This is a genomic window from Ornithinimicrobium pekingense DSM 21552, assembly GCF_000421185.1.
GTDB classification, from domain to species: Bacteria; Actinomycetota; Actinomycetes; order Actinomycetales; family Dermatophilaceae; genus Ornithinicoccus; species Ornithinicoccus pekingensis.
In genome coordinates, this window is the sequence record NZ_ATWJ01000011.1 from 256,567 (window position 1) to 279,277 (window position 22,711).

Sequence of the window (22,711 nt, forward strand, 5' to 3'; positions counted from 1 at the left end):
CGGTCCCGCACCGGCCGGACAAGGTTGTGCACCGTATGCGGCGGGGCGGACGGTGCATCACGTGCACAACCTTGCCCGCGCCCCCGGCGGGGACGCCGGGGACGCCGGGGACCCCGGGGACGTCAGGGACGCCGGGCAGGGCTGCATGGTGCGTCATCGGTTCTCCAGCCTGGGGTCGAGCCAGTCGCGCAGGCCGTCGCCGAAGAGGTTGAAACCCAGGACCGACAGGGCGATCGCGGCGCCGGGGATGAGCGCCAGGTGGGGCGCCGAGCGCAGGGTCGTCTGCGCCTCGAAGAGCATCCGCCCCCACGACGCCTGGCCCGTGGGGGTGCCCAGCCCGAGGTAGGCCAGCGCCGCCTCGGCCAGGATCGCGATGGCGAAGGACACCGACGCCTGGACGATGACCAGCCCGGCGACGTTGGGCAGCACGTGGCGCCAGGCGATGCCCAGCGGCGAGCGGCCCGCGGCGCGGGCGGCGACGACATACTCCGTCTTCATCACCCCGAGCGCGCCGGAGCGGGTGATGCGGGCGAAGGCGGGGATGGTGGCGATGCCGATCGCGATCATCGCCACCCGGGTCGACCCGCCGTAGAGCGCGGCGAACATGATCGCCAGCAGCAGCGCGGGGAAGGCCAGCAGCACGTCGTTGGCGCGCATGACCAGCTGGCCCAGCCATCCCGGCGACATGGCGGCGAGGATGCCGAGCGGGACGCCGACCACCGCGGCGACGCCGACGGCGACGAGACCGACATACAGGGTGGTGCGGGCGCCGACGAGGATCTGGGTGAGGACGTCGCGGCGCAGCCGGTCGGTGCCGAGCCAGTGCTCGGCGTTGGGCGTCTGGTAGGGCTCGACCGGCAGCACGCGCATGGGTGGCCAGGGCGTCCAGACGTAGGACAGGAGCGCCAGCAGCACGATGGCCGCGACGATCGCGCCGCCGATGAGCAGGCTGGGGTTGAGCGCGCGCCCGCGGGGGCGGGGGGTGGTGTCGTCGGGGGTCACGACCTGGGCGGCCGGTGCGCCCTGCATCTCGCTCATCGCGGCGCCGTCCGCAGGCGCGGGTCGATGACGAGGTAGAGCACGTCGACGACGAAGTTGATGAACAGCACCGCCACGACGAGCACCATCACGACGGCCTGCACGGTGAGCAGCTCGCGCTTGGCCACCGAGTCCAGCAGCAGCGAGCCCAGGCCGGGGATGACGAAGACCCGCTCGATGACGACCGCGCCGATGAGCAGGGTCGCCAGCTGCAGGCCGAGCACCGTGACGACCGGCACCGCGGCGTTGCGCAGCCCGTGGCGCACCAGCGCCTGGACCGGGCGCAACCCCTTGGCGCGGGCGGTGCGCAGGAAGTCCTCGCGCAGCACGTCGAGCACCGCCGAGCGCACGTAGCGGGCCAGGACCGCGGCCTGCACCAGCGACAGCGACACGACCGGCAGCGCCAGGCGCTGCAGGAAGCCGACCGGGTCCTCGGCCGGCACCACCCAGCCCCCGGAGGGGACCCAGCCCAGCCGGACCGCGAAGACCGAGATGAGCACGATGCCGGCCAGGAACGCCGGGACCGCCACGCCCACCTGCGACAACGCCGAGAGCACCACGCCGTCCCAGTGCCGGTGCCGCACGGCCATCCAGATCCCGACCGGCAGCGCCAGCACCAGGGCCAGCACCATCGCGCAGACCACCAGCCACAGCGTCACCTGCAGCCGGTCGGCGATCTGCGGGCCGATCGCGGCCTTGGAGACGAACTCGATGCCGGGGTCGAGGGTCAGCAGCCCGCCGACCCAGTCGAGGTACTGCACCAGCACCGGCCGGTCGAGGCCGAACTGCTCGCGCAGCTGGGCCACCGCCTGCTCCGAGGCGTTGATCCCCAGCGCCACGCGGGCGGGGTCGCCGGGCAGCACGCGCATGAACGCGAACACCACGACGGACGCCGCGGCCACGCTGGCCACCAGCACCATCAGCCGGTGCAGGAATCTCAGGAGCATCAGGTATGCCGTGACCTCGAGGTCGGCGGGTCAGCCGCGGGCGAGGTCGGCCAGCGGGAAGGACTCCTTGATGGCGTTCTCCGGCAGGCCGGTGATGTCGGGGTCGGCGACCATGAGGTTGGGCAGCAGGAAGAGGAAGTCGGCGGCGGCGTCCTCGCTGATGAGCGCGGCGGCCTCCTGCATCTTGGCCACCTGCTCCTCCTCGGTGCCGGCGTCGGCCTCGTCGAGCAGGGTCCGCAGCTCGTCGGTGCCGTAGGTCGTGTAGTAGTCGGGGTTGCCGAAGACGTTGCCCAGGTCGCGCGGCTCCACGTGGGCGACGATCGACATGTCGAAGTCCTTGTTGGTGAAGACCGTCTCCAGCCAGGCGGAGGGGAACTCCAGCTCGTCGATCGTGACCTGCAGCCCGACCTCCTCGAGCATCGACTCGACCACGGTGCCGCAGGAGACGGCATACGGCAGCGTGGGGATGCGCAGCCGCAGCTCGGTGCCCTCGGCGCCAGCCTCCTCGATGAGGGTCCTCGCCTGGTCGGGGTCGTAGGGGTAGTCACCGGTGCGGTCCTCGTACCACGGGTCGGTCGGCGGCACCATCGAGCCGATGAGGGTGCCGCGCCCGGCCCAGCAGGTGTCCATCAGGGCCTGGTGGTCGATCGCGTGGCGCACCGCCTGGCGCAGCGCGAGGTCGGCCAGCGGCATACCCTCCTGCTGGTTCATCGACAGCACGATCTCGCCGTTGGTGGTGCCCTCGACGATCGAGTAGTCGCCGCCCTCGAACTCGGCCAGCGACTCGGGGGCCTGCACCGTGCCGACGACGTCGATCGCGTCGGTGAGCATGGCGTTGTTGAGCGCGTTGGCGTCGCGGAAGTAGTGCATCTCCACGGTGCCGAAGTAGGGCGCCTCGCCGTGGTAGTCCTCGTTGCGGGCCAGCTCGATCATCGAGCCGCGGTCCCAGCTGACGAAGGTGTAGGGCCCGGTGCCGACCGGCGTGTTCGCCAGGTCGTCGGTGCCCTCGGTGTCGAACATCGCCCCGACGCGGGTGGTCAGGGCGTAGAGGAAGCTGTTGCTCGGCTCGGACAGGGTGACCACGACGGTGCTGTCGTCGGGCGCCTCGACGGACTCGACGATGTCGAGCTGGGCCGCCAGGCTGATCGTCCAGGCGTCCGAGGAGACCTGCTCGAGGGAGAACTTCGCGTCCTCGGCGGTGAACTCGGAGCCGTCGGAGAAGGTGACGCCGTCCTCGAGGGTGAAGGTGTAGGTCAGGCGGTCCTCGCTGACCTCCCAGTCCTGGGCCAGCGCGCCGACGATCTCGCCGGAGGCGGCGTCGACGGTGACGAGCGTCTCGTAGACGTTGTCGAGGAGCAGCTGGGGGATCGCGGCGCCGTCGGTGGTGGTGAAGTCCAGGCTGGCCGGCTCGGCGACCAGGCCCACGCGCACGGTCTCGTCGCTGGGCCCGCCGGCCGTGCCACCCGTGCCGGTCGCGCCGTCGGTGTCGGTGCCGCCGGTGGTCGGGTCCTCCGAGCTCGTGCCCGAGCCCGCGCTGCAGCCCGCGAGCAGGACGGCCGTGGCCATCGCGGCGACCAGTGCGCGGGAGCGTGTCTTCGTCGACGTCGTCATGGCGTGCATCATAGTCCATCGACCCGCACCGCGCCAGCCGCCACCCCGAGGCAGACTGGCCCGATGGACCTACGGATCTTCACCGAGCCCCAGCAGGGAGCCACCTACGAGGACCAGCTGCGCCTGGCGCGGACCGCCGAGGACTGCGGCTACAGCGCCTTCTTCCGCTCCGACCACTTCCTGGCCATGGGCCGCGACGGCCGGCCCGGCCCCACCGACTCCTGGGTGACCCTCGGCGCCCTGGCCCGCGAGACCAGCACGATCCGGCTGGGCACCCTGGTCACCTCGGTCACCTTCCGCCACCCCGGCCTGCTCGCGGTCAGCGTGGCCCAGGTCGACCAGATGAGCGGGGGGCGGGTCGAGCTCGGGCTGGGCGCCGGCTGGTTCGCCGAGGAGCACGCGGCCTACGGCATCCCCTTCCCGGACGCGCCACGGCGCTTCGACCAGCTCGAGGACGCGCTCGGCGTCGTCACGGGTATGTGGCGCACGCCGGCCGGGCAGCGCTTCGAGTACCGGGGCCGCACGCTGTCGGTCACCGACTCCCCCGCACTGCCCAAGCCGGTGCAGGACCCCTACCCGCCGATCATCATCGGCGGTGGCGGCAGGCGGCGCACACCGCAGCTGGCCGCCCGCTTCGCCGACGAGTTCAACATGGCGTTCCCGACGGTGGAGGACACCGTGCGCCAGTACGCCCGGGTCGACGAGGCCTGCCGCGAGGTGGGCCGCGACCCCGGCGCGATCCTGCGCTCGGTCGCCCTCGTCGCGTGCGTCGGGCGCGACGAGGCCGAGGTGCGCCGACGCGCCGACGCCATCGGCCGCGACGTCGAGGAGCTGCGCGACAACGGCCTGGCCGGCACCCCGGCCGAGGTGGTCGAGCGGATCGGGCACTGGCGCGAGCAGACCGGCGCCGAGCGGCTCTACCTGCAGATGCTCGACCTGTCCGACCTGGCGCACACCGAGCTGGTGGCGGCCGAGGTCGTGCCGCAGCTCTAGCCCGACGCACCCTCCTCCGCCGCCGGCGTGCGGACCACGTGCACCGAGCAGTGCGCGTGACGCACGACGCTGGAGGCGGTCGACCCGAGGAAGAAGTGCGCCCAGCCCGGCTGCGCCGAGGCGATGACGACGCAGTCGTAGCCGCCGTCCTCGATCTCGTCGAGGATCGCGCGCGTGGGGTAGCCGTGGCGGACGACGACCTCGACGTCCGGCGCGGTGAACTCCGCGACGACCGCCTCGCCGACGGCCCGCTGGGACTCCATGATCTGCGGGTCGACCGCGAAGGTCTCCACCGTCAGGTAGCGCGGCAGGTCCTCGATGACCGTGACCACGGTGATGGAGCCGCCCTCGTCGACCAGGGTGCGGGCCACCTCGACCGCGCGCCGGGCCTCGTCCCCGTGCCCCGGGGCCACCGGGACCAGGACTGTGGAGTACGACATCGTCTCTCCTCTCCCCGGCTCCCGGACCTGCCGTGGTGGAGGACGACCCGGGGCGTGCCGGATGGTGTACGCACCAGTGTAGTACTCCATACCTCGACCTCCCGGCGTCTTGCCTTCCCCCACCCCGCGGTGCACACTTGTTACCAAGAAGTAGATACCGCGAGTACCGGATACCTGGAGGGCGTCGTGAGCCACTACAAGAGCAACGTGCGTGACATCGAGTTCATGCTGTTCGACGTGCTGGAGAGGGGGAAGGTCCTGGGCCGGGGCGCCTTCGAGGACATCGACGCCGAGACCGCCCGCGACGTGCTCCACCAGGTCGCCGAGCTGGCCGAGGGCCCCGTCGGGGAGTCGCTGCTGGAGTCCGACCGCACGCCCCCCGTCTTCGACCCGGCCACCGGCACCGTGACCATGCCCCAGTCCTTCCAGAACTCCTACAAGACGTGGATCGACAACGAGTGGTGGCGCCTGGAGGTCCCCGAGGCGCTCGGCGGCACCAGCGCCCCGCCCACCCTCGCCTGGTCGGTCGCCGAGATGGTCCTCGGCGCCAACCCGGCCGTGAAGATGTACTCCGCCGGCTTCAGCTTCGCCACCGTGCTCTACCACCTGGGCACCCCCGAGCAGCAGAAGCTGGCCCAGCTCATCGTCGACCAGCGCTGGGGCGCGACGATGGTGCTCACCGAGCCCGACGCCGGCTCCGACGTCGGCGCCGGCCGGACGAAGGCGGTCCGGCAGCCCGACGGCACCTGGCACGTCACCGGGGTCAAGCGCTTCATCACCAGCGGCACCGCGCCGTTCTACGACAACGTCGTCCACTTCGTCCTCGCCCGCCCCGAGGGCGCCGGCCCCGGCACCAAGGGCCTGTCGCTGTTCATCGTCCCCGACCGCCACGTGGACCTGGAGACCGGCGAGATGGGCGAGCGCAACGGCGTCCAGGTCGCCAACATCGAGCACAAGATGGGCCTGAAGGTCTCCACGACCTGCGAGCTGCGCTTCGGCGAGGACGCCGACCGCCCGGCCGTCGGCTGGCTGCTCGGCGAGGTCCACGACGGCATCGCCCAGATGTTCCGCGTCATCGAGTACGCCCGCATGCTCGTCGGCACCAAGGCCATCGCCACGCTGTCGACCGGCTACCTCAACGCCCTCGACTACGCCAAGCAGCGCGTGCAGGGCGCCGACATGACGCAGATGACCGACAAGTCGGCCCCGCGCGTGACGATCACCTCGCACCCGGACGTGCGCCGCTCGCTCATGCTGCAGAAGTCCTACGCCGAGGGCCTGCGCGCGCTCATGCTGTGGACCGCCAGCTTCCAGGACACCGTGCAGGCCGCCCAGCTCGCCTCCGGCCAGGAGGCCGTCGAGCCCGACACCGAGGCCGCGATGGCCGCACGCGTCAACGACCTGCTGCTGCCGCTGGTCAAGGGCTGCGGCTCCGAGCGCGCCTGGGTGCTGCTCGGCACCGAGTCGCTGCAGACCTTCGGCGGCTCGGGCTTCCTGCAGGACTACCCCGTCGAGCAGTACGTCCGCGACGCCAAGATCGACTCCCTCTACGAGGGCACCACCGCCATCCAGGGCATGGACTTCTTCTTCCGCAAGATCCTGCGGGACAAGGGCGTCGCGCTGGGGTATGTGGCGCGCCAGGTCATGGACACCGCCTCCGCCTCGGTGGAGGACGGGCTGGGCGAGGTCCGCGGCGCGGTGCTGCGCGCGCTCGGCGAGGTCCAGGCCATGGTCGAGTTCATGACCGGCAAGGCGATCGCCTCCCAGCAGGACCCCGAGCAGGTGTATGCCGTGGGCCTGCACACCACCCGGCTGCTGCTGGCCGCCGGTGACCTCGTCGTCGGCTGGCTGCTGCTGCGGCAGGCGGAGGTGGCCCAGCGCCTGCTGGACTCCGGCGAGCGCCCCGGCGACACGGCATACCTGCAGGGCAAGGTGGCCGCGGCGAGGTTCTTCGCCGCGGAGGTGCTCCCTCGCCTCGGCGCCGACCGCCGCGTGGTGACCGCCGCCGACACCTCGCTGATGGAGCTGCCCGAAGCGGCGTTCTGACGGAGGCGGGCCGCGTGCGGCCACCGGGGACCCTGCCCCGGTTGGCGACCTCGCCCTGAGTCGGTCGACATCGTCCAGCTGGGCGATGTCGACCGACCGACGGCGAGGTCGACGAGACCGACGGGGGCGGTGGGGCGCCTCGGACGGCCTGCCCTCAGGCGCTGCGGGCCGGGCGGAAGACGACGAAGCGCATCATGAGGTACATGAACACCGCCTCGCACGCGCCGGCGATCAGCCGTGCGGCGAGGAAGTGCACGCCCACCGCCTCCAGCGTCGTCGACAGCAGCAGGATGAACAGCACGTAGTTGGCCACGACCGTCGCCACGTAGCGGCCGGTCTGGCGCGTCACGGAGCCGTGCGAGCGGAAGTTCAGCCACCGGTTGAGCACGAACGCCAGCCCGAAGGCGGTCACGTAGCCGACCGTCACCGCCACCGGGTAGGGCGCGCCGACCACGTCGAAGAGCACGGCCAGCAGGACCAGGTCGACCGCGTAGGTGAAGGAGCTGATCGCCGCGAAGCCGACGGCCGTGGCCGGCACCAGACGGCGCACCCGGCCCGGCAGGAGCCCGTGGACCCGGTCGCGCAGGGCCTCGAAGCGGTCCGCCGCAGCGCTCTCGTCCTGCCCGGTGGGGGCCGGGGGCACCCTCGTCGAGGGGACGTCAGTCATGGTGGGCGCTACCTCGCGAGGCGGGACGGTGACCTCCGCACGGTAGGGAGGAAGGCTGGGAACGCGCTGCGCCTCAGCCCTCGATGTCGCGGCGGCGGACGTCGCGGTCCTCGTGCCGGTCGATGACCTCGCGGTGCGTGGTGTTGGTGCGCTGCTGGTTGATGACCAGGCCCAGGATGAGGGACAGCACGCCGGCGGCCATGAGGATGTAGCCGATCGTGGTCAGCTCGATGCCGGCCACCTGGTAGTTGACGGCGAACGCGAGGATCGCGCCGAGGACGAACAGGACGATGCCGAGGCCGATGCCCATGGTGGAGCCTTTCCGTTGTGGTCAACCCCAACCGTATCCGAGCAGGCCCCCCGCGGCGCGGCAAGGCGCAGGTCAGCCGCGTCAGAGCCGGCGGTCCCCCAGCACCGGGAAGTCGCGGCGGGCCGTGGCCACCTGCCCGGTGTCCAGCTCGACCGACAGCACCTCCTCCTCGGTGCCGGCCTCGGCGAGCACGGTGCCCCAGGGGTCGACGACCGCGCTGCGCCCGCCCATGGCGACGCCGGCGTGCTCCCCGGCGGTGTTGCAGGCGACCACGAAGCACTGGTTCTCGATCGCGCGCGCGCGCAGCAGCAGCCGCCACGCCTCGACCCGCGGAGCCGGCCAGGCCGCGGGCACCACGAGCAGCTCGGCGCCCAGGTCGACCTGCAGCCGGTAGAGCTCGGGGAAGCGCAGGTCGTAGCAGGTCGACAGCCCGGTCGTCAGCGCGTCGGCGGGCGCGGGCAGGTCGGTGACGACGACGTCGGCGCCGGCCTCCATGAGCACCGGCTCCCCGCCGCCGAAGCCGAAGCGGTGGATCTTGCGGTAGGTCGCGGCGACCTCGCCGTCGGGGCCGAGGACCACCGAGGTGTTCCACAGGTGCCGGCCCTCGGGGCCGGCCTCCTCGCTGCGCTCGACCACCGATCCGGTATGCAGCACCGCGCCGACGTCGCGGACCGCGGCGGCGAGCGGGACGAGGGCCTGCGGGAGCTCACCGGGCACGAGCGGCTGGCTGCGCTCCTGCCACTCCTTGGCGGCGAACCCGCCGGCGCTCCACAGCTCGGGCAGCACCACGAGGTCGTGGCCCGGCCCGTGCTCGCGCACGAGGCCGGCGGCCCGCTCGGCCCGGTCGGCGACGGGCTCGTCGGCCCCCTCGCCGTAGGCCATCTGGATCACGGCGACCTTCACTGACGTCCTCCTGTCCGCTGCGCGAGGGCGCGCAGGCGTGCGTTGTAGGCCTCGAGCTCGGCGTCGTCGTCGCGGTCGGCCTGGCGGTCGGCGCGGACGGCGTCGCGGGTGTCGCGGCGGTACCAGTCCCAGACGACCATCATCATGAGCACGACGGTGGGCAGCTCGCCGACGCCCCAGGCGATCGTGCCGCCCAGCTGCTGGTCGGCGAGCAGGTCGGGCACCCAGGGCACCGCGACGGTCTTGTAGAACTCCGGCGCGAGCAGGAAGACCCCCTGCATGAGCGCCAGGGCGAAGAAGGCGTGCGCGGCCAGCGTGCCGAGCAGCACGATGACCCGCAGCGGGGCGGGCCACTTGCGCGGGCCGGGGTCGGTGCCCACGAGCGACCACACGAAGGCGTAGCCGGCGAGCGTGAAGTGCACGACCATGAACAGGTGGCCGACGTGGGTGGTCAGCGCCCACTGCAGCATGCCGGTCCAGTAGAAGACGACCAGGCTGCCGAAGAAGACCACCCCCGCCACGACCGGGTTGACCACGAACGAGGCCCACCGCGAGTGCACGACCGCCAGCAGCACCTCGCGCGGGCCCAGCGTCCGGTCGCGCCGCGACGGCAGGGTCCGCAGCGCGAGCGTGATCGCGTTGGCGGGCACGAGCAGGATCGGCACGGCCATCATCAGCGCCATGTGAGACACCATGTGGACCGAGAACATCACCCGGCCGTAGACGCCGGGGCCGCCGCTGGTCACCCAGGCGAAGACGGCCCAGCCAAGCACCCACAGCACCAGCCGCAGCACCGGCCAGCGGTCGCCCCGGCGCCGCAGCCGGACGAACGCGGCGACGTACAGCCCGACCGCGACCAGCGCGCCCAGCGCGAAGAGCCAGTCGGTGCGCCAGGTCAGGAACAGGGCGCCCCAGGTGAACGGCTCGGGCAGCGGCCAGCCGGTCAGGTCGACGGCCGGGGTGACGTCGACCGGCTCCGGCACGGGGGTGGCGGTGCGTCCCAGGACGACGCCGAGGGCCACCGCGGCCGCCATGAGCACCACCTCGCCGAGCGCCAGCCGGCCGAACCGGGCGGGTGAGTCGACCCCGCGCGCGACGACCGTGCGCCGCTGCAGCCACCCGGCGACGCCGAGCAGCGCCAGCAGCACCACCTTCAGCAGCAGCACCGCGCCGTAGGGGGTGGCCAGGTTCGCGAACGAGCCGACCGTCACCGTGGCGAAGAGCACCCCGGAGACCGCGACCGCGACGTAGCACCAGGTGGCGACGGTCGAGAAGCGCCGCACGACGTCGGGCAGGGCGCTGCCCAGCACCGGCAGCAGCGCACCGATCGCCAGCAGGCCGCCGACCCACACGGTCAGCCCGACCAGGTGCAGGTTGAGGGCGGTCACCGTGGTCTCGTGGCCGACGGCGCCCGCGGAGTGCCCGGTGAACGCCAGCGGCACCAGCGCCAGCAGCGCCAGCGCGAAGGTCCAGGCCAGCGCGGCCCGGGTCCGGGCGTAGGCGGTCATCGCCACGACCGGCACGACGAGCAGCACCACGCCCAGGTAGAGCCGGAGCAGCTCCAGGCTCCAGGCGTTGCGCACCAGCTCGCCCAGGTAGCCCGGCGACGACGGCGGGATGCCGGCGAGCTCACCGAGCGTCAGGTAGAGGACGACCATCGCGCTGAGCAGCCACACCACCGAGGACAGGAAGGCCGTCTGCGCGGCCGTCTCGCGCCGGCGGCTCGTGCGGCCCTCGCGGGTGAGGAACGCCCCGACCAGCAGCAGCCCGACGGTGAACGAGGCGGCCAGGTCGTGCACCACCCCGGCCAGCGGCAGCCCCCAGCGCACGAGAGGTCCGGCGTCGCCGAGCGCCAGGGGCGCGGCCGCCCCCGACCGGGCGAGGGCCGGGACCGCGACGAGCAGCGCGACCACGAGCGCGGTGACCGGCAGGGCCCACCCCGGCAGCGGTGCGCGCCGACCCTCGACCGGCCCCTCGGGGGCGGGTGGGGAGGACGCGACGGGCGCCGGGTGCGACATACCGTCCATGCTAGGCCGCGCCCCGCCCTCCCCCGTCCGCCCCTGCGAGGTATGCGGCCGCGCGGGGCGCGCGGGCCCCTCACCTGCGTGAACCTGCGTTCACCCCTGCAGGTGAGGAGACGGACCCGGTTTCGTGATCGCGGGTCCTCCTTGTCACACTAGGAAGCTGCAAGCGACAAGGACGCCGGCTCGCACGAGGGTCCTCTGTCGCCCTTCCGCGCGCCGTGCTGCCCTCGCTCCTTGCAGCTACAGACCAAGACCGTGACGTGGAAGTGAGAGAACAATGCGACGCACCACCCTGACCGCCGCCCTGGGCCTGGCCCTGGTCCTGACCGGCTGCTCGTCCGACAGCGGCTCGGAGGAGAACGCGACCGCGGCCTCCGAGGTCGGCGCGACCGAGGAGTCCTCGGCCACCGGCGACGCGGCGGGCGAGACCGCCGAGATGAGCGACCCGGTCTGCGCGGAGTTCTTCCAGACCGGCCCGGTCACCCTGGCCGAGCGCGCCGAGGCCGACCGCGGCGTGCTCGAGTCCGGCGAGGTCCTCGACCCCGCCTCCTGGGGCGAGATCAACCTGCTCAGCCAGCGTCTGACCAGCCTGACCGAGGACGCCTCCGGCGACCAGGGCGGGCTGATCGAGCGCATCAACGCCCCGTTCGTCGAGGCCTCCGACGCGGTCCTGGACGACGAGGACAAGAGCCCGACCGACGCCGAGATCGAGGTCCCCGAGATCGACGTGACCGACTCGGCCGCCGCCCAGGAGGAGCTCCAGGCCTCCTGCGCCGGCTGACCCGGCCCTCCGGAGCCGGCTGAGCCAGCCGTCCCCCGGCTGTCCCGGCCACCTGCCGACGCCGCCCGCGACTGCCGTCCGGGCGGCGTCGGCATACCCTGGGGCCATGCCCGTCCACCCCGCCGCGCCCGCCGACGTGACCGAGATCGTCGCCGCGTACCGCCAGACGCTCACCTCCTTCGCCGACGTCGCCGACGGCCTGCGTGACGAGGACTGGGACCGCCCGACCGCCCTGCCGGGCTGGACCGCCCGCGACGTGCTCGCCCACGTCGTGCACATCGAGGACTACCTCTCCGGCTCCGAGCACCCGGTCAGCGGCTGGTCCGAGCCCGCCGAGGCCGTCGAGGTGGGCACCCCCGAGCACGTCCGCAACGCCTTCGCCGTCTGGAACGAGGAGGGCGTGCGCGCCCGTGACGACCGTGCGCCGGCCGAGCTGGTCGCCGAGCTGCGGGGGCTGATGGAGGTGCGCTCGGCGATCATGTACGACGCCGACCTGGAGCTCGACACCACGGTGCGCACCGTGCGCGGCCAGGAGGGCCCGTTCGGGGAGGTCACCCGGATGCGGATCGTCGACGTCTGGATGCACGAGCAGGACCTGCGCGACGTCGTCGACCGGCCCGGCTCGCTCGACTCCCCCGGCGCCAGCCAGTTCATGGAGCTGGTCATGGACACGCTGTGCCACATCGTGCTGCACCGCGTGCAGCCTGAGCCCGGCACCGTCGTCATCCTCGAGAGCACCGGCCCGGTGACGGCCCGCGGCGGCGTGCGCATCGGGCTGGACGCCGACGGCGAGCCGGTCGCCCACGAGCTGTTCACCGGGCACACCACCGCCGAGGACGACGAGCCCAGCGTCGACGACGAGTCCGACGACCGCGCGACGACGATCTCCATGTCGACCTACTACCTCGCCCGCCGCGCCGCCGGTCGCGTGGCGACCGAGGACACCCGCTACCAGGTCGTCGGCGACGAGGACCTGGCCCGCCGCGTGCTCGACGCGCTCGAGATCACCCCATGAGGCACCGGCCGGCGCGATGAGCCCGCAGATCCGGCCCCGGTCGGGCGTGGCGCGGACCTCGGCGCGGGAGACGCGGGAGGCGCGCGAGGCGCCGGCAGCGAACGCGCAGATCGGCCTGGTCCTCGGTGGCGGCGGCGCCCGGGGGCTGTGCCACGTCGGCGTGCTGCGCGTGCTGGAGCAGCTGGGCGTGCGCGCCGACGTCATCTCCGGCACCAGCATGGGCGGGCTGGTGGGGGCCTTCGTGGCGGCCGGCTACAGCGCGGCCGAGCTCGAGGACATCGCCACCGACATGCGCTGGCGCCGGCTCATCGACTGGAACCCGCTGTCCGGCCGCCTGCTCAACACCCGGGGCTTCGAGGAGTGGCTGGCCGGGGTGCTGCCGGCCACCTTCGAGGAGCTGGAGCTGCCGCTGGTCCTCACCGCGACCAACATCAACGACGGCCGCATCTACTACGCCCGCTCCGGCGACCTCATCCGCGCGCTGCGGGCGACCACGGCATACCCGGGGGTGATCGAGCCGGTCCGCATCGGCGGCGACACGCTGGTCGACGGCGGGCTGCTCAACCAGATCCCGGTCGACGGCGCGCTGCTGCACGGGGTCCGGCGGGTGCTCGCGGTCAACGCCACCCCGCTGTCGCAGATTGACCACCCCGGGGAGGACGCCGGCGCGCTGCGGCGGTTCCGCGGCGGGTGGACCTCGCTCAAGGAGCTCATGCGCGCCGCCGACGTGATGCAGGCCCAGCTGACGATGTCGCGTCTGTCGTTCTACAAGCCCGACCTCGTCATCGACCCCGCGATCGACGGCGTGGAGATCGGCGACTTCCACAAGGTCCGCCAGGCGATCGAGGCCGGCGCCGAGGCCGCGCAGCAGCGGGCGGAGGAGCTGACCGAGCTCTTCGGCCCGGGCACGCGCGCGCTCGGGGGCCGCGCCCTCGAGGAGAGCTGAACCTCAGCCCCGGCCGGCGTGGGCCCGCCGGCCGAAGAACCACAGCGCCGCGACGAAGACCGCCACCACCAGCAGCGCCGTCCCCGACACCCACAGCGCCGGCGGCCACTGCACCGCCAGCTCCAGGGCCAGGCCCACGGCGGCGAGGCCCAGCGCCACCTGCCCGGCCGTCCGCGTGGCCCGGAACTGCGCCAGCCGCTCGGCGTGGTCGGCCTCCGACCCGCTGAGCATCCGGGCCGCCGGGGTCAGCCGCCGCGTCACCGCGTGCAGCACGCCGTAGCCGAGGAAGAACACCGCACCCAGCACCGCCACCCGGGTGTTCCCCCGGGACATGCCCGCGACGAAGATCGCGGCCGCCCCGAGCGTCGTCAGGATCGTGAAGAGGCGGTCCTGCAGCCGCGGGCGCGAGGGCATGCGCCGATGGTATGCGGTGCGCCGCGGCGCCCCGCACCCCTCCGCCGCCCATTCGCGACGCCGAGCTGTCAGGACCACATGATGCGTCCTGGGATCCCTGCAGCTCGGCGTCGTGAGTGGGTCTGCCGGGAGCCTCAGCCCCAGACGAGCGCCCGGCTGGGGTCCTCCAGCAGCGCGGCCAGGTCGGCCAGGAACATCGAGCCCAGCTCACCGTCGATGAGGCGGTGGTCGAAGGAGACGGCCAGCTGGGTCACCCAGCGGGGCACGATCTGCTCGACCCCGTCGGTCTGCACGACCCACGGCATGCGCCGGACCGCGCCGAAGGCGACGATCGCCGACTCCCCCGGGTTGATGATCGGGGTGCCGGTGTCGACGCCGAAGACGCCCACGTTGGTGATGGTGATCGTGCCGCCGGACATGTCGGCCGGCTGCGTGCGCCCGGCCCGGGCGGTCGACACCAGGTCGCCGAGGGCCTCGGCCAGCTGGCGCAGGTCCATCAGGTCGGCGTCCTTGATGTTGGGCACGACCAGGCCCCGCGGGGTGGCCGCGGCGATGCCGAGGTTGACGTAGTTGCGCTGCACGATCTGCTGCGCGGCCTCGTCCCACACGGCGTTCATGCCCGGGTTGCGCCGCACCGCCAGGCACATCGCCTTGGCCAGCACGAGCAGCGGGCTGACCTTGACGTCGGTCATGCCGTAGGAGCGGTCGGTCTTGAGCCGCTCGACCAGCTCCATCGTGCGCGTGACGTCGACGGTGACGAACTCGGTGACGTGCGGGGCGCTGAACTTCGAGGACACCATGGCCTGGGCCATCATCTTGGTGACGCCCTTGACGTCGGTGCGCTCCTCCCGCTCGCCGGAGCGGGACAGGGTCGGACGCTGGTACGGGGTCGCGCTCGCCTGGGGCGCGCCGGCGGGGGCCGCGGCCTGACCGGTCGCCGCACCCTGCTCGGCCGGCACCGCGACCTCGGCGGCGGCGTGCTGGGCCGACGCGCTGGCGGCACCGCCGGCCAGGAAGCGGTCGACGTCGGCGCGGGTGACGACGCCGTCCTCGCGGGAGGGGGTGACCTGGGTCAGGTCGACGCCCTTGTCCTTGGCGTACTTGCGCACCGGAGGGGCGGCCTTGGCCCGGCGCGGGGCCGCGGCATCCTGGGCCTCCTCGGCGGCCGACGCCGCACCGCGGCGACGACGCCGGGTGGTCGAGCTCTCGATCGCGCCGTAGCCGACGAGCACCGCCTCGCGGGCGGGCTTGCCGTCGCCCGCACCGCCGTCCGCCGGCGGCGTCGGCACAAGGTCGTCCGAGGCTGCGGTCGCCGCGTCGGTGACGTCCTCGGGGGTCGTGCCGGCATCGGCACCGCCGCCGTCACCGGTGTCGATGACGATGATCGGGGTGCCGACCTCGACCTCCTGGCCCTCCTGGGCCAGGATCTGCGTCACGGTGCCGTCCCACGGGATCGGCAGCTCGACGAGCGACTTGGCCGTCTCGACCTCGACGACGATGTCGTTGGTCCGCACGGTGTCGCCGACGCCGACCTTCCACTGGATGATGGTGGCCTCGACGAGCCCCTCGCCGGGGTCCGGGAGCTTGAACTCGGGCACGAAGGTCTCCTCGCGGGGATTCAGGTGGGGGTGCAGGGTGGCCGGCCGGGGCCGGTCAGTAGCCGAGGACGGTGTCGACGGCGTGCAGGACGCGGTCGAGGTCGGGGAGGAAGACCTCCTCGTGCCGGCTCGGCGGGTAGGGGATGTTGTAGCCGCCCACGCGCAGCACCGGCGCCTCCAGGGAGTAGAAGCAGTGCTGCTGCACGTGCGCGGCCAGCTCGGCGTGGACCGAGGTGAAGGTCTGGGCCTCCGACAGCGTGATGCACCGGCCGGTCTTGGTCACCGACGCCTCGATGACCTCGGCGTCCAGCGGCGAGAGCGAGCGCAGGTCGACGACCTCGATCGAGGGGCCGTCCTCCAGCTCGGCGGCCTGCGCGGCGGCCAGGGCCACCTTGACCATCGGGCCGTAGGTCAGCACGGTCACGTCGCTGCCCTCGGCGCGCACGACGGCCTCGTCGAGGGCGTGCGGGGCGTCGGCCAGGTCGGGGTTGGCGCCGCCGAGGTCGAGCACGCCGCGCTCGTGGTAGCGGCGCTTGGGCTCGAAGAGCACGACCGGGTCGTCGGAGGCGATGGCCTGCTGCATCATCCAGTAGGCGTCGTCGGTGGTCGAGACGGTGACCACGCGCAGCCCCGCGGTGTGCGCGAAGTAGGACTCGTTGGACTCGCTGTGGTGCTCGACCGCGCCGATGCCGCCGCCGTAGGGGATGCGGATGACCATCGGCAGCTTGAGCTTGCCCAGGGAGCGGTAGTGCATCTTGGCGACCTGCGACACGATCTGGTCGAAGGCCGGGTAGACGAACCCGTCGAACTGGATCTCCACCACGGGCCGGTAGCCGCGCAGCGCCATCCCGACCGCGGTGCCCAGAATGCCGGCCTCGGCGAGCGGGGCGTCGATGACCCGGTCCTCGCCGAAGTCCTTCTGCAGGCCCTCGGTGATGCGGAAGACACCGCCGAGCTTGCCGATGTCCTCACCCATGAGCACGACCTTGGGGTCGCGCTCCATGGCCGCCCGCATGCCGGAGTTGAGCGCCTTGGCGATCGTGGTCCGCTGGGCGGTCGAGGTCGAAGTCGTCGTCATCGTGGTCTCCTCAGTCCTCGAACCCGGCCTGGTATGCCGCGAACTCCGCCGCCTCGCGCGCCACCAGCGGGTGGGCGTCGGCGTAGACGTGCTCGAACATCTCCTCGTGCGGCGGGTTCGGCATGGTCTGGCAGGCCTGCCGGATCCGCCTCGCCAGCTCGTCGGCCTCGGCCTCCACCCCGTCGAGCCAGGCCTGGTCGACGATCCCCTCGGCCAGCAGGTAGGTGCGCATCCGGTCGATCGGGTCCTTCTTCTTCCAGATGTCGACCTCGGCGGAGATGCGGTACTTCGTCGGGTCGTCGGAGGTGGTGTGCGCCCCCATGCGGTAGGTGAACGCCTCGATGAGGGTCGGGCCCTCCCCGCCCCGGGCGCGCTCGAGCGCGGCGCGGGAGACGGCATACGAGGCGAGGACGTCGTTGCCGTCGACCCGCACGCCGGGGAAGCCGAAGCCGTCGGCGCGGCGGTAGGGCGGCACGCGGAACTGGCGGTCGTTGGGCTCGGAGATCGCCCAGTGGTTGTTCTGCACGTAGAACACCACCGGGGCGTTGGCGACGGCGGCGAAGACCAGCGCCTCGTTGTAGTCGCCCTGGGAGGTGCCGCCGTCACCGGTGAACGCCATCACCGCGGTGTCGCGCTCGGGGTCGCCGGTGGCGACGTCGCCGTCGCGCTGCACACCCATCGCGTAGCCGACCGCGTGCAGCATCTGGTTGCCGATGACGATCGTGTAGAGGTGGAAGTTGTTCTCGTTGGAGTCCCAGCCGCCGTGGTTGACGCCGCGGAACATGCCGAGCAGGTTCTCCGGCGGCACGCCCTTGCACCAGGCGACGCCGTGCTCGCGGTAGCCGGGGAAGGCGTAGTCCTGCGGGCGCATCGCGCGCCCCGGGCCGACCTGGGCGGCCTCCTGCCCGAGCAGGCTGGGCCACAGGCCGAGCTCGCCCTGGCGCTGCAGCGCGAAGCCCTCGGAGTCGACGCGGCGCACGAGGATCAGGTCGCGCAGCATGCCGCGCATCGCCTCCTCGTCGAGCTCGTCGAGGTAGGCCGCGTAGGGGCTGTTGACGTCGGTCAGCGGCACGCGCGTGCCGTCGGCGGCGAGGAACTGGACCATGTCCGGGCCGCCGTCGGTCATGTCCCTCTCGGGCGGCTCGTGCAGACCCCGGGCGGGGCTCCCGCCGGTGGCGGTGGGCGCGGCGGACCGCGCGACTTCCTCGTCGCTCAACGCTGGCTCCTTCATCTCACGGCGGGGCGCCGTGTGCGTGACGGGACGGCTTAGGGCGTCAGGTTAACGCAGCCGTCAACGCAGTCCGAACCGCGCCGGTGGGGGCGGGCGCGGGCCTGCGGGTATGCCGCGTCAGCGGGTGGGCAGCACCTGCTGCAGGAACTCCTCGGCCTGGGCCCAGGCCTCCTCGCTGGCCTCCTCGTGGTGGAAGACGGGGTTGGGGTTGTCGAAGGCGTGGCCGGCACCCTCGTGCAGCTCGAACCGCACCTGCTCGCGTGCCCCGCCGGCCGTCACCGCCTCCCGGATCTGCTCGACCTGCTCCATCGGGATGTAGGCGTCGTCGGTGCCGAAGACGTGCAGGCTAGGGCAGTCGACGTCCTCGGCCAGGTGCAGCAGCTGGGGCAGCGCCGAGCCGTAGAAGCTGACCAGCGCCGCCGGCGGGACCTCGGCCTGGCAGGCCTGGGCGGCGACGTTGAAGGCCAGGCCGCCGCCGAAGCAGAACCCGACCAGCCCGACGCCGAGCTCGTCGACCTCGGGCATCGAGGCCAGCGCGTCGCGGGCGGCCAGCCCGTCACGCACCGCCTGGTCCCAGTCGACCTGGCCCAGCAGGCCCATGGCCCGACCGAGCAGGTCCTCCTCGTCGTCCTCGAGGGCCAGCACGGGCGGGTCGAGCCGCGCGTAGACCTGCGGCGCGAGCACGGCATACCCGAGGTCGGCGAGGTCCTGGCAGCGCGAGCGGATGTAGTCGGTGAGGCCGAAGATCTCCTGCATGACGACCAGCCCGGGCACCGGCCCGGCGTGGGTGGTCTCCCGCGGCAGCCAGAGCAGGCCGGGCAGGGGACCGTCGGCCGTGGGGATCTCGTAGGGCGTGCCCGAGGCCATCTCAGCGCTCCTTGCCGTCCGGCAGCAGCATGTCGACCACAAGCGAGACCGCCGAGACGATGATCGCGCCGAGCACCGCGTCCCAGAAGAAGCTCTCGACGGTGAAGTCGAGGCCCAGCACGCCGGCCAGCCACGAGGTCAGCGAGAGCATGATCGCGTTGAGGACGAAGAGGAACAGCCCCAGCGTGAGCACGATGAGCGGCAGCGAGAGCAGCTTGAGGATCGGCTTGACGACGGCGTTGAGCACGCCGAAGATCACGGCCACCGCCAGCAGCGTCAGCCAGAAGCTCGTCCCCTCCCCGCCGATCTCGATGCCGCTGATGAGGTAGGCCGCGACCCAGATGGCCACGGCGTCCGCGATGATGGTCAGGATCATCTTCATGCGCCCATCGTGGCAGAGGGAGGTGTCACTACGCTTACGCAGCATGACCGACATGACCTCGCCGCAGCCCGCCGCCGGCCCCGTCCGGATGCGCCCCGTCCTGTCGACGGTGCCCGCCTACACGCCGGGACGGCCGCCGGAGCCGGTCGAGGGCGTGACGGCCTACAAGATCTCCTCCAACGAGAACCCCTTCCCGCCGCTGCCCTCGGTCCTCGAGGCGGTCGCGCGGGCGGCCACGACGGTCAACCGCTACCCCGACATGGGCGTCACCGAGCTGACCGCCGCCCTGGCCGAGCGTCTCGGCGTGCCGACCACCCACCTGGCCACCGGCACCGGCAGCGTCGCCGTGCTCGGCCACCTCATCGGGGTCACCTGCGACGCAGGTGACGAGGTCGTCTACGCGTGGCGCTCCTTCGAGGCCTACCCGATCGTCGTCGCGCTGGCGGGCGCCACGTCGGTGCAGGTGCCGCTGGACGCCGACGCCCGGCACGACCTCGACGCGATGGCCGCGGCGATCACCGACCGCACCCGCCTGGTGCTGGTCTGCACGCCCAACAACCCGACCGGCCCCGCCGTGCGCGAGGACGAGCTGCGGGCGTTCCTGGCCAAGGTCCCCTCCGACGTGCTCGTCGTCATCGACGAGGCCTACCTGGAGTTCACCACCGAGGAGACCGTGCCCGACGCCCTCGCGCTCTACCGGGAGTTCCCCAACGTCGCCGTCCTGCGCACCTTCTCCAAGGCCTACGGGCTGGCGGGGCTGCGGGTCGGGTATGCCGTCGCCCGCGAGGAGGTCGCCACCGCCCTGCGCAAGGCAGCCACCCCCTTCGGCGTCAGCGACCTGGCCCAGCAGGCGGCCGTCGCGAGCCTGGCGGCCTACGACGAGCTGGAGGTGCGGGTCAAGGAGCTCGTGGCCGAGCGCGAGCGGGTCGTCGCGGCGCTGCGTGACCAGGGGTGGGCCATCCCCGACGCGCAGGGCAACTTCGTGTGGTTCCCGCTGGGCGACGACGCGGTGCCCTTCGCCCAGGCGTGCCAGGCGCGCGCGCTGACCGTGCGCCCCTTCGCCGGCGAGGGCGTGCGCGCCTCCGTCGGCGAGACAGAGGCCAACGACCGGCTGATCGAGATCGCCGGGGAGTGGCTGGTCAGCCGCGAGGGCTGAGCGGCGCCGGGCCACCGGCGACACCGCCCGCACACCCCACGGGCCACCGACGACACCGCCCGCACACCCCACGGGCCACCGACAACACCGCCCGCACGCCGCGTAGGACCCTTCGCGCCGCACATGGCGCCGCGTGCCGGGGATACCGCCTCGTGCCGTGGAAGCTTCCCCCGCGCGGGGCGGTATCTACTGCACGGCACGGTTTCCGCAGCACAGGACAGCGCCGCGCACCGCCGTGCGGTTCTGTCGTGTCACATGCGTCGCTGTGACGACCGTTGTGACACGACAGCGGTGCACGAGCGTTCGCACCGCGCCGCCACCGCCACCGCCACCGCCACCGCCACGGTCCCGTGCCCGGGACTACAGGTGGTGCTGGTCGGCGTAGCGGGCCACCCAGCGGGTGCCCCACGACACGACGAACGTCACCGTCCAGCTCGTCACGAGGATGACCAGCGAGGTCAGCCAGATCCCCTCGCCGCCGAACTCCACGGCCAGGTCGAAGAACCACGGGATGGTCATGCCCATCAAGCCGGCCAGGCCGATGAGCCACGGCTTGGAGGAGCGGCCGGCGACCAGCGTGGCGGGCACGGCCAGCGCCGCGAGCGTGCCGTAGGCCATGAGCAGGGAGAACACCTCGCCGAACCCACGGCCCGTGCTCCAGGACTGTCCCGAGATCCAGGCCATGACCCCGCCGACCAGCATGATCATCCACCCCTTGCCGGGGCTGCCGTGCACGACGGCGCTGGCGCCGCGGGGGGAGAGCGTCACCTCTCCTCGCCCTGCCAGACCACGTCGAAGGGCGCACCGCTGGACAGGCGGCGCTCGATGCCGCGGGTGACGAACTCCTTGGCGGCCTGCGCGGCCTCCCACGGCGAGTCGCCCAGGGCGAGCCGGGCCGCGACGGCGGCGGCCAGCGTGCAGCCCGCCCCGGCAACCTGGGCACCGTCGCCGAGCTTGGGCGCGCTGAGCACCTCGGTGCGCTCGGCGTCGACGTAGACGTCCACCGCGTCGTCACCGGCGAGGTGCACACCACCCTTGGCCAGCACCACCGCGCCGGAGCGCTCGTGGATCCGCTGGGCCGCGAGAGTGAGCTCCTCGACGGTCTCGATCGACTCCATCCCCGACAGCGACATCGTCTCGAAGTGGTTGGGCGTGACGAACGTCGCGTGCGGCAGCACCCGGGCCTTGAGCGCCTCGTCGGTGTCGAGGGCCGCGCCAGGCTCCTGGCCCTTGCAGATGAGGACCGGGTCGAGGACGACGTGGCCGAAGCTGCGCTCCCCCAGCGCCGTGGCGACCGTCTCGATCGTGGCCGGGGTGCCGAGCATCCCGATCTTGACGACGTCGAGCTGCTCGGCCGGGTAGGAGGTGGTGATGACCTCCAGCTGGTCGGCGATCACCTGCGGGTCGACGGGGACGAACCGGTGGTTCCAGTCGTTCTTCGGGTCGAAGGAGACGATGCAGGTCAGCGCGACGCAGCCGAAGACGCCGTGCTCCTGGAAGGTCTTGAGGTCGACCTGGGCGCCGGCACCGCCGGTCGCCTCGGAGCCTGCGATCGTCAGGGCGACGGGTGTCGTGGTCATCCCACGATGGTGCCACGAGCCATCCGGCCCCGCGGCGCGAGGCGGGGTCCCGCGGCGCCGCTCAGGCCTGGGTGGTCGGCGTGAACCGGTGGCCGTCGTACTCCACGACCTGCCCCGGCCGGACCTGGGTGCCCCGGCGCACGACGGTCTCACCGTCCACGGTGACCTCCCCGTGCTCGATGACCATGCGCGCCATGGCACCGTCCTGCACGACGTTGGCCAGCTTGAGCAGCTGGCCCAGGCGGATCGACTCGTCCCGGATGGGGACCTGCTCGGGCTCGGGTCCGGCGGAGCTCACGGCATACCTCGAGGGTGTATGGGGTCGCGGCGCCTCAGGCGTCGCGGTCCTCGGAGGTGAGCGAGGGCGCGAGCAGGCTCTCGTGCTCGGGGTGCTGCTCGATGTAGCTGGCGACGTAGGGGCAGCTGGGGCGCACGTGCAGCTTCTGCGCGCGCATCTCCCGCAGGGCCTCCTCCACGAGCAGCCCGGCGATGCCGCGGTGGCGCATCGGCACGTCGACCTCGGTGTGGTGCATGTCGACGGTGCCGCCGTTGAGGCGGTAGGCGAGGTGGCCGACGACGTCCTCGCCGCTCATCGCCTCGAAGCGGGACTCGGCCGGACGGTGCACGATCGCGACGTTGGTCATGGCGCCCACACTAACCGCGGTCGGCCCGGCGCTCGCGTCG

Annotated in this window: 24 protein-coding genes; 6 read left to right on the forward strand and 18 right to left on the reverse strand. The window is 72.7% G+C overall.

Annotated features, from left to right (window positions below):
• Window positions 1-153: 153 nt before the first annotated feature.
• Genes K330_RS0112515 through K330_RS0112525 form a run of 3 tightly spaced genes read right to left on the reverse strand, consistent with a single transcriptional unit; the run spans window position 154 to window position 3,596 of the window.
• Complete coding sequence (locus K330_RS0112515) at window positions 154-1,038, reverse strand: ABC transporter permease (protein ID WP_022922154.1); 885 nt, start codon at window positions 1,036-1,038, stop codon at window positions 154-156.
• On the reverse strand, window positions 1,035-1,985 hold the full coding sequence (locus K330_RS0112520) for an ABC transporter permease (RefSeq protein ID WP_022922155.1): 951 nt from the start codon (window positions 1,983-1,985) through the stop codon (window positions 1,035-1,037). The genes K330_RS0112515 and K330_RS0112520 overlap by 4 nt, the downstream gene beginning before the upstream one ends.
• A 30-nt stretch (window positions 1,986-2,015) precedes the next feature.
• Entirely contained in the window at window positions 2,016-3,596 is a 1,581-nt protein-coding gene (locus K330_RS0112525; RefSeq protein ID WP_029202628.1) for an ABC transporter substrate-binding protein, read from the reverse strand.
• Between the two features lie 63 nt (window positions 3,597-3,659).
• Between K330_RS0112525 and K330_RS0112530 the strand changes: the two genes are divergently transcribed.
• Window positions 3,660-4,589, forward strand: a complete 930-nt coding sequence (locus K330_RS0112530; RefSeq protein ID WP_022922157.1) for an LLM class F420-dependent oxidoreductase — start codon at window positions 3,660-3,662, stop codon at window positions 4,587-4,589.
• Here the strand turns inward: K330_RS0112530 and K330_RS0112535 are convergent.
• Window positions 4,586-5,029, reverse strand: coding sequence for a universal stress protein (locus K330_RS0112535; RefSeq protein WP_022922158.1), 444 nt, complete (start codon window positions 5,027-5,029; stop codon window positions 4,586-4,588). The genes K330_RS0112530 and K330_RS0112535 overlap by 4 nt on opposite strands.
• Window positions 5,030-5,215: 186 nt before the next feature.
• On the opposite strand from K330_RS0112535, the gene K330_RS0112540 reads away from it, so the two are divergent.
• Entirely contained in the window at window positions 5,216-7,075 is a 1,860-nt protein-coding gene (locus K330_RS0112540) for an acyl-CoA dehydrogenase (RefSeq protein ID WP_022922159.1), read from the forward strand.
• A 154-nt stretch (window positions 7,076-7,229) separates the two neighbouring features.
• On the opposite strand, the gene K330_RS21060 is transcribed toward K330_RS0112540, so the two are convergent.
• The 4 genes from K330_RS21060 to K330_RS21065 form a co-directional block, all read right to left on the reverse strand.
• Window positions 7,230-7,742: a GtrA family protein gene (locus K330_RS21060; RefSeq protein WP_084617489.1), complete on the reverse strand. Its 513-nt coding sequence runs from the start codon at window positions 7,740-7,742 to the stop codon at window positions 7,230-7,232.
• A 73-nt stretch (window positions 7,743-7,815) separates the two neighbouring features.
• Complete coding sequence (locus tag K330_RS0112550) at window positions 7,816-8,052, reverse strand: DUF6458 family protein (RefSeq protein ID WP_022922161.1); 237 nt, start codon at window positions 8,050-8,052, stop codon at window positions 7,816-7,818.
• A gap of 81 nt (window positions 8,053-8,133) precedes the next feature.
• Entirely contained in the window at window positions 8,134-8,955 is an 822-nt protein-coding gene (locus K330_RS0112555) for a carbon-nitrogen family hydrolase (protein WP_022922162.1), read from the reverse strand.
• Complete coding sequence (locus K330_RS21065) at window positions 8,952-10,973, reverse strand: bifunctional copper resistance protein CopD/cytochrome c oxidase assembly protein (RefSeq protein ID WP_022922163.1); 2,022 nt, start codon at window positions 10,971-10,973, stop codon at window positions 8,952-8,954. The genes K330_RS0112555 and K330_RS21065 overlap by 4 nt, the downstream gene beginning before the upstream one ends.
• Before the next feature lie 283 nt (window positions 10,974-11,256).
• On the opposite strand from K330_RS21065, the gene K330_RS0112565 reads away from it, so the two are divergent.
• The 3 genes from K330_RS0112565 to K330_RS21070 all read left to right on the forward strand — a co-directional run bounded on the left by K330_RS0112565 (window position 11,257) and on the right by K330_RS21070 (window position 13,721).
• Window positions 11,257-11,760 carry a hypothetical protein gene (locus K330_RS0112565; RefSeq protein ID WP_022922164.1) on the forward strand — a complete coding sequence of 168 codons (504 nt, stop codon included), beginning with the start codon at window positions 11,257-11,259 and terminating at the stop codon, window positions 11,758-11,760.
• 106 nt (window positions 11,761-11,866) lie between these two features.
• Window positions 11,867-12,775, forward strand: coding sequence for a maleylpyruvate isomerase family mycothiol-dependent enzyme (locus K330_RS0112570; protein WP_022922165.1), 909 nt, complete (start codon window positions 11,867-11,869; stop codon window positions 12,773-12,775).
• A gap of 16 nt (window positions 12,776-12,791) precedes the next feature.
• Window positions 12,792-13,721, forward strand: coding sequence for a patatin-like phospholipase family protein (locus K330_RS21070; protein ID WP_022922166.1), 930 nt, complete (start codon window positions 12,792-12,794; stop codon window positions 13,719-13,721).
• Between the two features lie 3 nt (window positions 13,722-13,724).
• Here K330_RS21070 and K330_RS0112580 read toward each other — a convergent pair whose 3' ends face one another.
• The 6 genes from K330_RS0112580 to K330_RS0112605 all read right to left on the reverse strand — a co-directional run bounded on the left by K330_RS0112580 (window position 13,725) and on the right by K330_RS0112605 (window position 19,291).
• Window positions 13,725-14,135 carry a hypothetical protein gene (locus K330_RS0112580; RefSeq protein ID WP_022922167.1) on the reverse strand — a complete coding sequence of 137 codons (411 nt, stop codon included), beginning with the start codon at window positions 14,133-14,135 and terminating at the stop codon, window positions 13,725-13,727.
• 134 nt (window positions 14,136-14,269) lie between these two features.
• On the reverse strand, window positions 14,270-15,733 hold the full coding sequence (locus K330_RS0112585) for a dihydrolipoamide acetyltransferase family protein (protein ID WP_022922168.1): 1,464 nt from the start codon (window positions 15,731-15,733) through the stop codon (window positions 14,270-14,272).
• Between the two features lie 55 nt (window positions 15,734-15,788).
• Window positions 15,789-16,811 carry an alpha-ketoacid dehydrogenase subunit beta gene (locus K330_RS0112590; protein WP_022922169.1) on the reverse strand — a complete coding sequence of 341 codons (1,023 nt, stop codon included), beginning with the start codon at window positions 16,809-16,811 and terminating at the stop codon, window positions 15,789-15,791.
• A 10-nt stretch (window positions 16,812-16,821) separates the two neighbouring features.
• Window positions 16,822-18,027, reverse strand: coding sequence for a pyruvate dehydrogenase (acetyl-transferring) E1 component subunit alpha (gene pdhA / locus K330_RS0112595; protein ID WP_022922170.1), 1,206 nt, complete (start codon window positions 18,025-18,027; stop codon window positions 16,822-16,824).
• A 132-nt stretch (window positions 18,028-18,159) separates the two neighbouring features.
• A complete protein-coding gene (locus K330_RS0112600; protein ID WP_022922171.1) occupies window positions 18,160-18,909 on the reverse strand; it encodes a dienelactone hydrolase family protein in 750 nt (249 codons plus the stop codon).
• A gap of 1 nt (window position 18,910) precedes the next feature.
• Window positions 18,911-19,291 carry a phage holin family protein gene (locus K330_RS0112605; protein WP_022922172.1) on the reverse strand — a complete coding sequence of 127 codons (381 nt, stop codon included), beginning with the start codon at window positions 19,289-19,291 and terminating at the stop codon, window positions 18,911-18,913.
• A gap of 43 nt (window positions 19,292-19,334) precedes the next feature.
• Between K330_RS0112605 and hisC the strand changes: the two genes are divergently transcribed.
• Window positions 19,335-20,447, forward strand: coding sequence for a histidinol-phosphate transaminase (hisC, locus tag K330_RS0112610; protein WP_022922173.1), 1,113 nt, complete (start codon window positions 19,335-19,337; stop codon window positions 20,445-20,447).
• 360 nt (window positions 20,448-20,807) lie between these two features.
• Here the strand turns inward: hisC and K330_RS0112615 are convergent, their stop codons facing one another.
• The 4 genes from K330_RS0112615 to K330_RS0112630 form a co-directional block, all read right to left on the reverse strand.
• Window positions 20,808-21,215, reverse strand: a complete 408-nt coding sequence (locus tag K330_RS0112615; protein ID WP_022922174.1) for a hypothetical protein — start codon at window positions 21,213-21,215, stop codon at window positions 20,808-20,810.
• Entirely contained in the window at window positions 21,212-22,027 is an 816-nt protein-coding gene (locus tag K330_RS0112620; RefSeq protein WP_022922175.1) for a bifunctional hydroxymethylpyrimidine kinase/phosphomethylpyrimidine kinase, read from the reverse strand. Before K330_RS0112620 ends, K330_RS0112615 begins: the two co-directional genes overlap by 4 nt.
• Before the next feature lie 61 nt (window positions 22,028-22,088).
• Window positions 22,089-22,325, reverse strand: coding sequence for an RNA-binding S4 domain-containing protein (locus K330_RS0112625; protein ID WP_022922176.1), 237 nt, complete (start codon window positions 22,323-22,325; stop codon window positions 22,089-22,091).
• Window positions 22,326-22,359: 34 nt separating this feature from the next.
• A complete protein-coding gene (locus K330_RS0112630) occupies window positions 22,360-22,671 on the reverse strand; it encodes a GNAT family N-acetyltransferase (RefSeq protein ID WP_029202629.1) in 312 nt (103 codons plus the stop codon).
• Between the last annotated feature and the right edge of the window lie 40 nt (window positions 22,672-22,711).